Origin of the sequence: Pelagirhabdus alkalitolerans, assembly GCF_900096905.1 — a bacterium.
GTDB classification, from domain to species: Bacteria; Bacillota; Bacilli; order Bacillales; family Amphibacillaceae; genus Pelagirhabdus; species Pelagirhabdus alkalitolerans.
Genome location: NZ_FMYI01000001.1, coordinates 275,403 through 289,038, shown reverse-complemented (window position 1 = coordinate 289,038; position 13,636 = coordinate 275,403). Strand labels below are relative to the sequence as shown.

Annotated in this window: 15 protein-coding genes and 1 pseudogene; 7 read left to right on the top strand and 9 right to left on the bottom strand. The window is 38.1% G+C overall.

The features are described 5' to 3' along the window. Positions 1-15 precede the first annotated feature (15 nt). Positions 16-375, top strand: a pseudogene (locus BLR62_RS12690) (PAS domain S-box protein); the annotation flags it as partial. 42 nt (positions 376-417) lie between these two features. Further along, positions 418-909, top strand: a complete 492-nt coding sequence (locus tag BLR62_RS12685; RefSeq protein WP_425438850.1) for a methyl-accepting chemotaxis protein — start codon at positions 418-420, stop codon at positions 907-909. Between the two features lie 56 nt (positions 910-965). On the opposite strand, the gene BLR62_RS01310 is transcribed toward BLR62_RS12685, so the two are convergent. From BLR62_RS01310 to BLR62_RS12535, 3 genes are read right to left on the bottom strand one after another with little or no spacing between them, the layout of a single operon-like run. Continuing rightward, complete coding sequence (locus tag BLR62_RS01310; RefSeq protein WP_090792137.1) at positions 966-1,334, bottom strand: bactofilin family protein; 369 nt, start codon at positions 1,332-1,334, stop codon at positions 966-968. A gap of 14 nt (positions 1,335-1,348) precedes the next feature. Further along, complete coding sequence (locus BLR62_RS12540) at positions 1,349-1,816, bottom strand: M23 family metallopeptidase (protein WP_245719368.1); 468 nt, start codon at positions 1,814-1,816, stop codon at positions 1,349-1,351. Continuing rightward, positions 1,792-2,244, bottom strand: a complete 453-nt coding sequence (locus BLR62_RS12535; protein ID WP_245719367.1) for a hypothetical protein — start codon at positions 2,242-2,244, stop codon at positions 1,792-1,794. The genes BLR62_RS12540 and BLR62_RS12535 overlap by 25 nt, the downstream gene beginning before the upstream one ends. A 188-nt stretch (positions 2,245-2,432) precedes the next feature. On the opposite strand from BLR62_RS12535, the gene BLR62_RS01295 reads away from it, so the two are divergent. The 3 genes from BLR62_RS01295 to BLR62_RS01285 all read left to right on the top strand — a co-directional run bounded on the left by BLR62_RS01295 (position 2,433) and on the right by BLR62_RS01285 (position 5,248). Beyond that, entirely contained in the window at positions 2,433-2,636 is a 204-nt protein-coding gene (locus BLR62_RS01295; RefSeq protein ID WP_090792131.1) for a heavy-metal-associated domain-containing protein, read from the top strand. 64 nt (positions 2,637-2,700) lie between these two features. Further along, a complete protein-coding gene (locus tag BLR62_RS01290; RefSeq protein ID WP_090792129.1) occupies positions 2,701-4,557 on the top strand; it encodes a heavy metal translocating P-type ATPase in 1,857 nt (618 codons plus the stop codon). 13 nt (positions 4,558-4,570) lie between these two features. Next, entirely contained in the window at positions 4,571-5,248 is a 678-nt protein-coding gene (locus tag BLR62_RS01285) for a Crp/Fnr family transcriptional regulator (RefSeq protein ID WP_245719366.1), read from the top strand. A gap of 43 nt (positions 5,249-5,291) precedes the next feature. Here the strand turns inward: BLR62_RS01285 and BLR62_RS01280 are convergent, their stop codons facing one another. After that, positions 5,292-5,519, bottom strand: coding sequence for a hypothetical protein (locus BLR62_RS01280; RefSeq protein WP_090792124.1), 228 nt, complete (start codon positions 5,517-5,519; stop codon positions 5,292-5,294). Positions 5,520-5,671: 152 nt separating this feature from the next. On the opposite strand from BLR62_RS01280, the gene BLR62_RS01275 reads away from it, so the two are divergent. Then, positions 5,672-6,370, top strand: coding sequence for a response regulator transcription factor (locus BLR62_RS01275; protein ID WP_090792121.1), 699 nt, complete (start codon positions 5,672-5,674; stop codon positions 6,368-6,370). Next, a complete protein-coding gene (locus tag BLR62_RS01270) occupies positions 6,363-7,730 on the top strand; it encodes a sensor histidine kinase (protein WP_090792118.1) in 1,368 nt (455 codons plus the stop codon). The genes BLR62_RS01275 and BLR62_RS01270 overlap by 8 nt, the downstream gene beginning before the upstream one ends. 33 nt (positions 7,731-7,763) lie before the next feature. Here BLR62_RS01270 and manA read toward each other — a convergent pair whose 3' ends face one another. The 5 genes from manA to BLR62_RS01245 all read right to left on the bottom strand — a co-directional run bounded on the left by manA (position 7,764) and on the right by BLR62_RS01245 (position 13,561). Next, the gene (manA, locus tag BLR62_RS01265) at positions 7,764-8,717 is read right to left on the bottom strand and encodes a mannose-6-phosphate isomerase, class I (protein ID WP_090792115.1); all 954 of its coding nucleotides are present in this window, start codon (positions 8,715-8,717) and stop codon (positions 7,764-7,766) included. Between the two features lie 15 nt (positions 8,718-8,732). After that, positions 8,733-9,662: an ROK family protein gene (locus BLR62_RS01260; protein WP_090792113.1), complete on the bottom strand. Its 930-nt coding sequence runs from the start codon at positions 9,660-9,662 to the stop codon at positions 8,733-8,735. A 124-nt stretch (positions 9,663-9,786) separates the two neighbouring features. Next, a complete protein-coding gene (locus BLR62_RS01255; protein ID WP_245719365.1) occupies positions 9,787-11,721 on the bottom strand; it encodes a BglG family transcription antiterminator in 1,935 nt (644 codons plus the stop codon). A gap of 137 nt (positions 11,722-11,858) precedes the next feature. After that, on the bottom strand, positions 11,859-13,241 hold the full coding sequence (locus tag BLR62_RS01250) for a glycoside hydrolase family 1 protein (protein WP_090792107.1): 1,383 nt from the start codon (positions 13,239-13,241) through the stop codon (positions 11,859-11,861). Positions 13,242-13,252: 11 nt separating this feature from the next. Next, entirely contained in the window at positions 13,253-13,561 is a 309-nt protein-coding gene (locus BLR62_RS01245) for a PTS sugar transporter subunit IIA (protein WP_090792103.1), read from the bottom strand. Between the last annotated feature and the right edge of the window lie 75 nt (positions 13,562-13,636).

The window sequence follows — 13,636 nt, the reverse complement described above, 5'->3', positions numbered from 1 at the left end:
TTAGGAGCTATCATAATGAATACAGTCAATCAAGAGCGAGTTATGGAAACGATCGATCAACATTTAGCAATGATTCAATTTAATACAGAGCGTGAAGTCGTGTCGGTGAATGAGTTATTTGCTGAGACGGTAGGGTATAAAAAAGAAGACATGTTGGGGATGGATCATCAACAATTGTGTTTTGATGGATTTGCTAAAAGTACTGAATACGATCGATTTTGGCAAGATTTACGAACGGGAAAAAGTTTTCAAGATAAAATCGAGCGTAAAACGAAGCGAGGAGAACGTGTCTGGTTAGAGGCTACGTATATGCCGTTGAAAGATGATGAGGGAGCAGTTGTCGGTGTCGTAAAAGTCGCAACAGATATTACAAAAAGACAGAACCAAGTTACACGAGTGGTTGAAGATTTGAAAGAAATGTCAGGCGTGTTAAATGAACGGGCGAAACAAGGGATCAAACGAAGTGATGATATAAACGAGAAAGTTCATCAAGTTGCTAGCGTCTATCAAGATAATGAAGCAACGCTCACTTCTTTACAACAACAGACAGAATCCATTCAAGGAATTGTACAAACGATTCGAAAGATTGCCTCACAAACCAACTTATTAGCATTAAATGCAGCGATTGAAGCGGCTCGTGCTGGTGAACATGGTCGAGGTTTTGAGGTAGTGGCACAAGAAGTTCGAAAACTGGCATCAGGTGTTGAAGAGTCGATTGTTGAGATTAGACAGAAGATTGAAGGCATCACAGGAGAAATGAATCAAATGGTAGAAAGTACGTCTGGCGTAAAAGAAAATGTTGAACGGGCGCAAGCCAATATTCAAACAGCCACCTCAGATTTTCAAGACGTTTTATCTTCATCTGAAGCCTTAGCTAAACAGGCGACTGAAGTGATGACGATCATATAATAAGTTAATCCAAATAAAGCGCATGGCTCACAAGAGTCATGCGCTTTATTTGGAAATTATGAGGATTCTTTATGTTTTGGGTCGTTACCCTCAATACGACTATGACCGTTAAAAATGCCGCCTTCTTCAATGACAATACCTTTTGAAATAACTGTTCCGCTCACTTTTCCTTTAGTTTTAATATATACATGATTAGAAGACGTGATATCACCCGAGACTTCCCCTGAGACAATGACGCGTTTAGCAGTAATTTTAGGCCCGCACACACCCGATTTACCAATGTAGACATCACCTTTAGAATGAATATTCCCTGTTATTTTACCGTCGATTCTCACACTGGTTGAAAGGGTTAAATCACCCTCAATCACAGCCTCTTTTCCTATTACTGTTTCAATTGATTTTTCTTGTTTTTTCTCTTTTAACATCATTTTAATCCTTTCTATTCCTCATCATTATAAAAATTCATATAATATTCTGGATCAACGGGCTCACCGTTTTCAATAACCTCATAGTGTAAATGAGGCCCTGTACTTCTTCCTGTACTGCCAAGGGCGCCGATTTCTTCTCCTTTTTCGACTGAATCCCCTACGTCAACATCAATCGATGAGAGGTGTGCGTAAAGTGTTTCAAAATGTCCGCCATGATCAATTTTGATTGTTTTACCATACCCCCCGTAACGCCTAGCTAAGGTGACCGTTCCATTAGCGGCTGCATAGATAGGTGTTCCTGTTGCCCCTCGAACATCAATCCCTGTATGAAAAGATTCAGCTTGAGAAAAAGGATCGTTTCTTGGTCCAAAATCTGATGTTATCGTATTAGGTTCGGTCGGCCATGCGGTCGGAATATAGGTTAAATTTTGATCAACTGTTTCAATGTGTTCAATCATCGTATGATAACGATGACCCACTCTGAGGTCTCGATGATCTCTTGTTCAGTTAAGTCCTGTGACGCGTTATCTAATGGAATATCAACCCCACCTAATGCTTCTTCTGGTAAGGCATCAAGTGAATCATAAATTTTGGTTTCAATCGCTTCTAATGTTTCATTTCTTTCTAAAACGCGATCACGTTCATCTGTTAGTTCCTCAATCTCATTTAATAATTCACTTTCTGAAGCCGATTTATCATCCATTTTCATTTCTAATAGTTCATTACTTCTAGCGAGTTGTTGATTCGTTGAATATTGAATCGTAAAAAGAGTCGCGCTACTGATGAAAAGAATCAGAATCAGCCAGATGAAAAATTTAGGGAAACGTATATGTTTAACAGATTTATCTGCTTGGTCTGTTATCACCATTAGTTCAAGCATTTGATGTTTAAACCATCGTTTTTTCAACACAGCATCATCACCTCTTATCACCTCGAAATTAGTCCACTATCACCATACCGAAAGACTCATAGGCATTCAAGCGTATCCGTAGAAATGTAATGAAAATGAAATATAAAAAACTTGATGCTCGTCAATTTATTTATGTCTATCTTAATCTAAACTGAAGATAAATCAATAGAAAGGAAGTGTTAACTATGGAACAAACATTTCAATTAGAACAACTAAGTTGTCCAAGTTGCCGCGTGAAAATAGAAAAAGGGTTGAGAAAAATAGAGGGGGTAGATAGTGCCGATGTCCTCTTCAATGCAAGTAAGGTGAAAGTCAACTTTGACGAAGGTAAAACGTCTAAAGATACGTTGAAAAACGCGATAGAAAAGTTAGGTTTTGAAGTGAAATAATAGAGAATTAGCACAGTAGATGAGATCTACTGTGCTGTCATTTTAAATGATGAGGTGTTTAACATTGGCAATATGGATAAATAAAAATAAACATATAATGATGCGTATATCTGGAGGATTGATCTTAACAGCTTTTATAGTTGCATCTTTAAATTTGACAGCTGTAGTCGATTCCTTACTGGTTACAGCGACTCTCATCGCCAGTGTTCCAATTGTGTATCACGCCTATCAATCAGCACGCATGCGTACGTTTAGTATTGAGTTACTCGTTACGATTGCTGTTGTCGGTGCACTAATTATAGGCGAATATGTTGAATCGAGTGTTGTGACATTTCTATTTTTATTTGGGAGTTATTTGGAAGCGAAAACATTGAAAAAAACGCGTGCTTCGATTGAACAATTAATAGATATGGTTCCAAAGACCGCAACTGTCAAAAAGGGTGAGAGAACTGAAGAAGTCTCGATTGATTCTTTAGAGAAACATGATGAAATTCTTGTGTATTCAGGTGGTAGTATTCCAGTCGATGGTTATATCAAGAAGGGCGAGGCTTCAGTAAATGAAGCTTCGATTACAGGCGAAAGCATGCCGGTTGAAAAACAAGAGGGGGATTATGTCTATAGTGGAACGATGATTGATGTTGGCTATATCCATCTTGTAGCTGAAAAAACAGGGGAAGATTCAACGTTTCAAAAGATTATTCAATTGGTGGAAGAAGCACAAGACCAACAATCAAAAACAGAAAAATTCTTAAATCGATTTAGTCAAGTGTACACACCACTCATTGCACTTTTATCGCTCATTGTTTATCTTATAACTAGAGATCTTCACTTATCAATTACATTTTTAGTCATTGCATGTCCAGGTGCGCTTGTGATTGGAGCACCGGTATCTAACGTTGCTGGTATTGGTAATGGTGCCAAACATGGTGTACTTTTAAAAGGTGGGGATGTTGTCGATCGATTGAGTCAGGTGGATACATTTGTGTTCGACAAAACGGGTACGTTAACCCGTGGTGAACCTGAAGTGACTGAGGTTGTTTCATTAACTGAAGACGATTGGAAAGAGTGGTTTAAAGACGTTGCCTCTATTGAACAAGCATCTGAACATCATTTAGGACGTTCAATCGTTGAATACGCTCATCAACACGACCTTAAGTTAACAAGCGAGGTACAATCGGTTCAAGTGACGAAAGGAAAAGGGATTGCAGCAAGTGTTTACGAGATAGAGTATACAATCGGTAATCGTAAACTTTTAGAAGATATACAGATCCATTTAGATGCACGAACAGATCAGTTGGCACAAGAACAAGAAGCACTTGGAAAAACAGTCATTTTTATTAGTCAATCCAGCCAGATAGTTGGTTTAATCATGATCGAAGATCCGGTTAGAGAAGGGGTTAAACCAATATTAGAAAAATTAAAACAAAATGGTGTTAAACAATTCGTCATGTTAACAGGAGATCATGAACGGACGGCTCAGAAGATTGCAAATGAACTCGCTATTGATCAAGTGTATGCTGAACTATTACCAGAAGATAAGTTAACATACATTGAACAATTAAAAGAAGACAACAAAGGCGTATTGATGGCAGGAGATGGGATAAATGACGCTCCGGCTCTTGCAGCGAGTGATATTGGACTTGCGATGGGTATCACAGGTACAGATGTTGCGATTGAAACAGCCGATGTGGTGTTAATGGCAGATCGGTATGACCATTTATTGCATGCGTATCGATTGGCTAAACAAATTGTTAAAAATAGATGGCAAAATATTGCGATTGCACTGGTGACGGTAGCCTTTTTATTAGTAGGCGTATTATATGGTGTGATTCATTTAGCCTCAGGTATGTTTGTTCATGAAGCGAGTGTCATCATCGTCATTATGAATGCGATGCGCCTAAGGCAATTCAAAAAGAAGTAGAGGTGAAATGCAGATGTCAAATCAATCATCTTGCGGGCATACTGAACATTGTGTCAGACGTGTACCCATTTTTAATCATTTAAATGATCAAGATATGGCTGAAATAATGTCAGTCGTTCATTCGCGTCAATTTAAAAAGGGTGATCATGTGTTTCATACAGATGATCGATCTGAAGGCTTATATGTCGTACACAAGGGCAAGGTTAGAATTTACAGGTTGTCGGAAAATGGGAAAGAACAACTCGTTCGACTGTTATTACCAGGTGACTTCACTGGAGAGCTAGCCATATTTCAATCAAAAGATCACACATCTTTTGCAGAAGCATTAACAGATGCAAGTATTTGTCGTATTTCTCGCCAAGATTTTAATGATTTGATAACAGATTACCCTTCAATTGCCGTAAAGATGTTAAATGCGTTGGCTAACAGACTTGACCAAGCTGAACAGCAAACAACACGTTTTGCGACTGAGTCTGTCTCCAAGCGACTGGCTTACTTTTTGAACGAACTGATGCAGGCTGATCAGTCTAAATCTATAACATTACCGATGTCGCGAAAAGACTTAGCTCTTTATTTAGGGACTACACCTGAAACAATCAGTCGTGAGCTGAAACGTTTTGAAAAAGAAGGTTATGTAGCAAATAAAAGCCCGCGAGAGATTCATATTTATAATCTAGATGATTTGTTTTAAAAAAGTCACGAACACTTGAGAAAAGTTGTTCGTGACTTTTTTGTTACCATGATGGACGATTTTGTCTTTGATTGTCTGATGAGCGATTACCGTGGCAATTCTCGATTCGTTCATCAATTTCTTCTGATGAGAACTCAGGGTGCATTTCACTCATAAATTGACGTGCACTGTTAGTCCATGACTCATCCGTATCATTCTCACTTGCAAAAGCTAGTGGATTTCCCATTGCAAAGAAAAGCCCTACGATTAAAACAGTTAATAATAGTTTCATGTTTATTCCCTCCCAAAAAGTGTATCGCTAAATGTTTAGCTTAATGATAATATAACAGCTAGATATGTTGTGAACGTGAAGGACTTGTGTGAATGTTGTGAAGATGATGAGTTGATTTCACATACGTGCTATGATGATGAAGAGGTGATACCGTGGTTAATATTTTAATAATTGATGATGAGCCGATGATCGGAGAAGTTTTAGTCGCTTATTTTGAAAAAGAAGGTTGGAGCGCCACCCATATAAAAAATGGATTAGAAGGTTTAAAGGAATGGCAAGACAATTATTATGACTGTCTTATTTTAGACCTAATGTTGCCTGATGAATCTGGGGAGTCTATTTGTGAAACGATAAGAAAAACGAGTGATAAGCCGATTTTAATGTTAACAGCTAAATCGGAAGAAGATCACTTATTACACGGCTTTTCCATTGGAGCTGATGATTACATTCGAAAACCTTTTAGCACAAAAGAAGTCGTGGCACGAGTTAAGGCATTGCTTAAACGATCTGGAAAATATGAAAAGCAAGATCATGTCTTATTTGATGATGGGGCTTTAATGATTAATGATGATGCTAAAAAGGTAACGCTAAATAGCGAAACACTATCACTCACTCCTAATGAATATATTTTACTTAGAACACTGTCAAAACATCAAGGACGCGTCTACAGTCGAGAAGATTTATTGACTGTATTGATGGGAGAGAATGACTATTTTGAAGGATATGAACGAAACGTCGATACACATATTAAAAATTTAAGAAAAAAATTAAAAGATGATCCCAAAACACCTCGCTACATTCATACAGTGTTCGGGATGGGGTACAAATTTGAGGTGAGTTCGCTTGATTAAAAGGTTTAGAACGCGCCTGTTTATCACGCTTATGTTTGTTGCGCTTTTTGCAATTTTTATTACAAGTTATTTTATATTCAATAGGGTCGAACATCAATTCGATGATTACTTGGCAGAGGAACGTCTTGAACAGATTGAAGCAATTGAACAGACATTAATTGAAAATTATAACGAAAGTGGCAGTTTTCAGACTAATCAGTTGCGGTCTTTTTTTCATCAACAAGCGATGAATCATCAATTGGAGCTTCATTTGTACGATGAAAGTGGAGAGCTTGTATTAAGCTCAGATCATGGAGGTCACATGATGCAGCGTGATACACCTAGTGGTTTTGATGAATCCATGACGGTTCCTTTAATCAATCAGAATGAAACGATCGGAGAGCTTGATGTTTATTATTCAACAGAAGCGGTGGGTTCAGCATATGCATTTATCGAAGATATAAGAACACAAGCGATTTGGGCTGTTTTATTAACCTCTATGGCCGTTTTGTTCTTGAGCGTGTTTATGAGTGAGCATTTGATCCGAAAAGTTAAACAGATGGCCGAAGCCATTCATCATATGAAACGTTCGAAAGTCATTGAAAGTCTTGATCCTAATGAATTTGATCAAGAAATGAAGCCTTTAGCCGAAGCATATAACGATTTACAAAAAGCACTACAAGAAGAAGACCGATTAAGAAAGCAATTTACCGCTGACTTGGCTCATGAACTAAGAACACCATTATCATCATTGAGAAGTCAAATTGAAGCTTATCGAGATGGGATTTGGGAACCGAATGAAGAACGTTTAAAAGGTACTCATAATGAGCTAATGAGATTAGTCAGGCTTGTCAACGACCTAGAAAAATTGATCGTGTCTGAAAGTCCTCAGCTAGAATTAAATGATGAGACTTTATCAGCTAACACTCTGCTTCAACAATTGATTGAACAATTTCAATATATGTTTAGGGAGAAAAATGTCGGGTTACACGGGACCTCAGATCCAACTTCACCAACGTTTGTTGGTGACCGAGATAAAGTCATTCAAATTATCTCGAACATATTGAACAATGCGTTAACACACACATCAATCAACGATAACGTTTATGTGAAAGTCAGTCATTCAGATGAATGGGTAAAGTTTATCATCCAAGATGAGGGCTCAGGTATGGATGAGGAACAAATTCCTTACTTGTTTGAACGTTTTTATAGAGGGGATCAGTCTCGCAATCGCAAGTCAGGTGGTTTAGGGATTGGTTTATCGATCGCAAAAGCACTTATAGTTGCTCATGGTGGCAAGATTGATGTCAAAAGCACAAAGGCAGAAGGAACAACTGTTACCGTTTACTTTCCATTTAATAAAACAATCGCACAACAATAGTTAAAATCCATTGTTGTGCGATTGTTTTTAGTATTATGAATGTGAAGCGATCATCTCTAGTTGACCAGAAAGTGTGTACTGATCGATATCAGCTGTGATAATAAAATGATCCCCTTTTTGAATGACCGTTTTTTCATTATCGACTATGACTTCACCTTTTCCATCGATCACACTAATCTGTACAAAGTCAGGATCTCTTTTTAATGTAGCTTCACCTGACAATTGCCAATGGTAAACCGTGAAATAGTTTTCTTGAACGAGTCGCTTTTCAGTTAAGCCGTCGATCACGTTTTCAACTTGGTTTAATTTAGGGTCTTTATGAGGTGCTGTCGTGACCTTAATCGATGAATCAAGGTGGAGCTCTCGAGTGTTTCCTTGTTCGTCTGTTCGGTCGTAATCATACACGCGATATGTGATATCCGAGCTTTGTTGTGTTTCAAGAATGACAATACCTTCGCCAATTGCATGAATCGTTCCACTTGGTACGTATACAAAGTCGCCCGCTTTAACAGGAATGCGTCTTAGTAAGTCGTTCCACTGCCCGCTTTTAGCCATTTGTTCAAATTCTTCTTGTGATTGTGCGTGATGACCGAAGACAATTTCAGCCCCTTCTTCAGCTTGAACGACGTACCAGCATTCTGTTTTTCCGTATGGTTCTCCTTCTATTTGTTGTGCGTACTTATCATCAGGGTGAACTTGCACTGATAAATCTTTGTTTGCATCAAGCAATTTAACAAGCAATGGATAGGCCTTATTTTCCGTTGATTGTTGATTAAATAATTCAGGATGCGTTTCCCATGCATCTTTTAAAGACTGACCTGCTAGAGGGCCGTTTTGTATGTAACTTGGTCCATTTGGATGTGCAGAAATCACCCATGCTTCACCTGTTGTGTCTGTTGGTATCGTGTAATGAAATAAGCGTTTTAATTTCGTTCCACCCCATATACGATTTTGAAAAGCGGGCTTAAGAAATAATGGTTGTGACATGTGTATGTCCTCCTTTTAGGTTGTTTTACTCATTTCAGGTTTGTGTAAAATGAGCGCTGCAGCTCCAATCACACCTGCATTTTGATCTAACGTGGCTACCTGGATCGGTGTTGCTCGGTTGTCTGGGTTAAGTGCATATTGACGAATATAATCACGAATCGGATCAAGAAGGGGAGCACCTACTTTGGAAACACCACCCCCGAAAATAATCCTCTCAGGCTCAAATGTATTAATTAATGAGACGCACATAGCGCCTAGAGCACGTAAAACATCATCCATATAAGGGGTTATTATCGGATCCTTTTGGTTGAAGCGTTCAAAAACATCCGCTGTTGATAGTGATTGATTTAAAAGCTCTGACCCTTTTTTGCTAATGGCGGTGCCAGATGCGATATGTTCGATACACCCCATCTGTCCACATGCACACGTTCCAAATGATGGATTAACTACTGTATGGCCAATATCACCGGCATTTCCCTTTCGGCCTGTTAATAACTTAGAGTTGGCATAGATGCCAGCTCCAATCCCTGTGCTAATGGTTACATAGATGAAATCATCACAGACTTTTGCAGCACCGAGCCATTTTTCGGCCAAAGCGGCGGCTGTTGCGTCATTTTCAAATGCAACAGGGACATTAAAGGCTTGCTCCATCATCTCAACAACAGGGATATTAACCCAATCTTTTAAATTTGGTGGACGACTAATTTCTCCCTTTTGGGTATCGATTGGACCTGGTGCCCCGATGCCGATTCCAGCTAATGATTGAACTGAGATCTGTTGCGTCTCAAGTATTGACTTTGTTGTGTTTATTATTTGATCAATCATGTCCTTTGGTGGGATCGTTTGATCGGTTAATAACTTTTCTTGTGCAAGAATCGTTCCTTCTTCATTAACAAGTGCAATGGCGACTTTTGTACCGCCAATATCAATTCCAATGGCATACATATTGAGTAGCTCCTTTGTTAAGATCACAATTAGAATAAAGTGTAGCAGTTTATTCTAACGGAATCAATTGCTTTTGGGTAAAAGAAAAGCGTTCACTCAAAAGATGAGAAAACGCTCGGTTAGCTTAAGGCTGATAAGTCATTAAAGTTTGTAGAAATTGATCACGGTCTTGGCACTGTATCAGCTTTTGAATAAACTTAGGTTGTTCGATCAATTTGATTAGCATTTGGTACATATCTTGCAGATCCTCTTGACTATTTTTGGCGACATTCAACAAACAGATGAATTGAACAGATTGATTTGTCCACTCAATTGGTTTTTTTAATGTACAAATGGTTAAAAAAGTTTGATCCGTTTGTGCTGTCACTGGGTGCGGAATAGCCACTGAATTTCCATAAGCTGTTGGTGCAATGGCTTCACGTTCAAAGATTAAATCGAGATAATCTTTAGGTAGATCGATTGTTTTATTTAATTGATCAACAAGAAAGGTTAACGCTTCTTCTTTAGTTGAGAGACCTTGATTTAAATAAATAAAATCACGTCTAATATATTCTAATAGATTCGTGTTATCCTCATCTACAAATGCTCTGATTCGGTTAATGTCAGGTTCACCAAGGATTGTATTGACCTCGATCACAGGGATCGGTAAGGAATCTTTTATGGGTACTGAACTAATAATGACATCTGTTTGATGAAACGGTATTTGCTGAATCTTGTAATACTCAGTTGTACCGAGTATATCAACTTGGGATCCAAATACAGCTTTAATTTTATATTTAATCAATTGGGCACTGCCAAGTCCAGATGCACATACAATATAGCAACGAATGGGTTGATCTTGTGCTTTTTTACGTTCAATGGCCGCGCCGATATGAAGGGCTAGATAGCCAATTTCATTTTCGTCAATTGAGACATCAATTTCACCTTCAATGACAATGCCAGCAATGACTGCTGATTCAAAAGCAAGTGGGTAATTAACCTTAATATCATTTAGCATGGGGTTACGTATATTCATGCCATATTTATAGCGGTTGATGGATGGTTTTAAATGAAGACCAAGTCCTAAAAATAATTCTTGATCATGTCGAATACCTAAACTCATTCGATTTTCAATCTCATCTAAAATAGCAACCGTCAATTTCTGGATATGAGGTTCTAAAACATTTTCTATATCCGTGTGATCCATATTTGTTTGTGAGACCATACGAGTACCTAGCAAATGAATCGTTATATAAGCTACTTCTACAAATGGAAATTTCACATTCAGAATGTCTTCTGCCTCTTCGACTATTTTACGTGCGACATGATATTCCTTTTCATTTGTAATATCGTTTAATTCTTGTTTAATCATGGAAACATGATGACCACTTTTAATTCGTTTATAAGCGATGACGATATGAATGAATAAATTATTGATCGCAATATCGGATAGAGAAATATTATGATTTCGGATTTGTTTCATAATCGCATCTGATACGGCTTCTAGTTTGTCTTCATCGTGGTCGGCTAAAGTCTTTAATTGTTCTTTCCATATCGATGTAGAAGACGATTCACTCCGGTCGAAAACAAATTCTGATAGCGCAAAGCGGAATCTAACTTCAGATCCTTTTGCTTTCATTCCGTAATTCGGACGCGTGTCCAACGATAGGTCATGCTTTTTAAGCGCTTGTCTAACCTGTCTTAAATCACTTTGGATCGTCGATTTACTAATATGCATTTCTTCGCACAAATCATCTAGTTTTAAATAATCTTCAGCAAGTAGGAATCGTTTGATTAAATAGTTCACTCGTGCGTCTGGTGAGTCGACCAATTGTTTGTCGTTTGTTTCATCTTTAATCAATTGATTTAAATAAGAGCGAAAAGCATGGTCATCCTCAATTTCTAATTGGTAACCAGTGCCTCGAGTGGATTTAATCGTTGCGCCGTTAGACTGAAGAGAATAATCTAGGGTTTTTATATCTTCTCGAATGGTTCTTGAACTGACATTTAAAATGTTGGCCAAATAATCCCCTGTGAGTGGTGAATAGGAGGCCATTAGCTCACGCAATATCGTAATCATTCGATTGTTCAACTTATCATCCCCTTCAAAAAGTCCTTACTTGAACAAGTGGACAGGACTTGGGTGAATTACTATTAGAAAAGCGCAGCACGAGGTGGCTACGCTTTTATTATAAGACAAAGCTAAAAGGTTTTGTATCAGTCATTAAATCCATTTTGTTCAGAAACGTCTTTAAACCACGATGCGCTCTTTTTAGCTGTACGTTCTTGCGTTTCGAGGTTGACTGAGAAGAACCCATAACGATTTTTATAAGCGTTCATCCAAGACCAGTTGTCCATAAATGTCCAAAGGTGATACCCTTTAACTTGACACCCTTCTTGAATCGCTTTGTGTAACCATTTTAAGTGTTCTTTAATGAAATCAATTCGGTAATCATCTTCAATGCGTCCGTTTTCAATGAAGCGTTCTTCATTTTGAACACCCATTCCATTCTCAGAAATAAAGGATTCAATATTTCCGTAATTCTCTTTAAGATTGATCATGATATCGTAGATACCTTTTTCGTAAATTTCCCACCCACGATAAGGATTCATCTTACGTCCAGGCATTTCATAATTATCGAAGAACCAGTCGGGCATAAATGGACTATTTGGATTTGGTAAATAATCTTTTGCCTTAACACGTCTCGGTTGATAATAATTAACACCTAATAAGTCAACGGTGTTGTTTTTAAGAAGTTCAGCATCGCCTTTTTCTGTTGTTGGAAGATGGTCGTATTCACTTAGTAATTGAATAAGATCTTCTGGATATTCACCCTTAACCGCTGGGTCTAAGAAACTTCGGTTAAAGAATAAATCACAAATATGTGATGCCTTAAGGTCTTTTGGATTTTGGCTTCTCGGATAAGAAGGCGTTAAGTTTAAAACGATACCGATTTTGCCGTCAAAACGCGCGTGATAAAGTTCGACAGCCTTTGCGTGAGCAATCATCGTGTGATAAGCGACTTGTATCGCTTTTTTAGCATCAACGATATTCGGGTAATGAAAATCGTATAAATAGCCACCTTCAACAGGTACAATCGGTTCGTTAAACGTAAACCACGTTTTCACACGATCGCCGAATAAGTCAAAGGCTTTTTCCGCATAGTCGACAAAAGCGTCGATCACTTCACGATTTTCCCATCCCCCTTTTTCTTGCAAGGCGAGTGGCATGTCAAAGTGAAAGAGATTCACAAAAGGTTCAATATCATGTTTAATTAATTCATCAATGACGTCATTGTAAAAGTTCACAGCGTCTTGGTCGACTTTTCCAACACCGTTTGGAATAAGACGTGCCCAAGAAATTGACATTCTAAAGGTATTGTGTCCAATGGCTTTCATGTTTTTAATATCTTCTTTGTAACGGTTGTAAAAGTCAGATGTAACCTCTGGTCCGACGCCTTCAAAGAATCGATTAGGTTCAGTTTCGTACCAATGATCCCAGATTGTTTTACTTTTCTTGTTCGTTGCGCCTTCAGTTTGTGTTGCAGAAGCAGCGCTGCCCCACCAAAAATCTTTAGGAAATGAATAATGAAGTGTCATGTGTCTCCTCCTTATTTCAAACGATAGATTTCAACAATTTCAGTTGCTAAATCACGTACAGTCATTGATGTCATTAAATGATCTTGTGAATGAACTAAGATAATATTGACAGACTCACCATCGCCTCTTGCTTCTTGTTGCAACAGCTCTGTTTGATATTTGTGAGCCTTCCCTAATTCTTCACTTGATTCTGCTATTTTCTTTTCTGCTTCTTCAAAATTACCTTCTTTAGCTTCCTGAATTGCTTCCATGGCACTTGATTTTCCATTCCCAGCATAAAGAATAATTTGGAAAGCAATTTCTGTGATTGATTGTTCCATCGAAATTCCCCCTCAACAATTAAAATGGTTTACGCATTTCTCAAGGACTCGAGAAATGCGTAAACGTTCTATTTA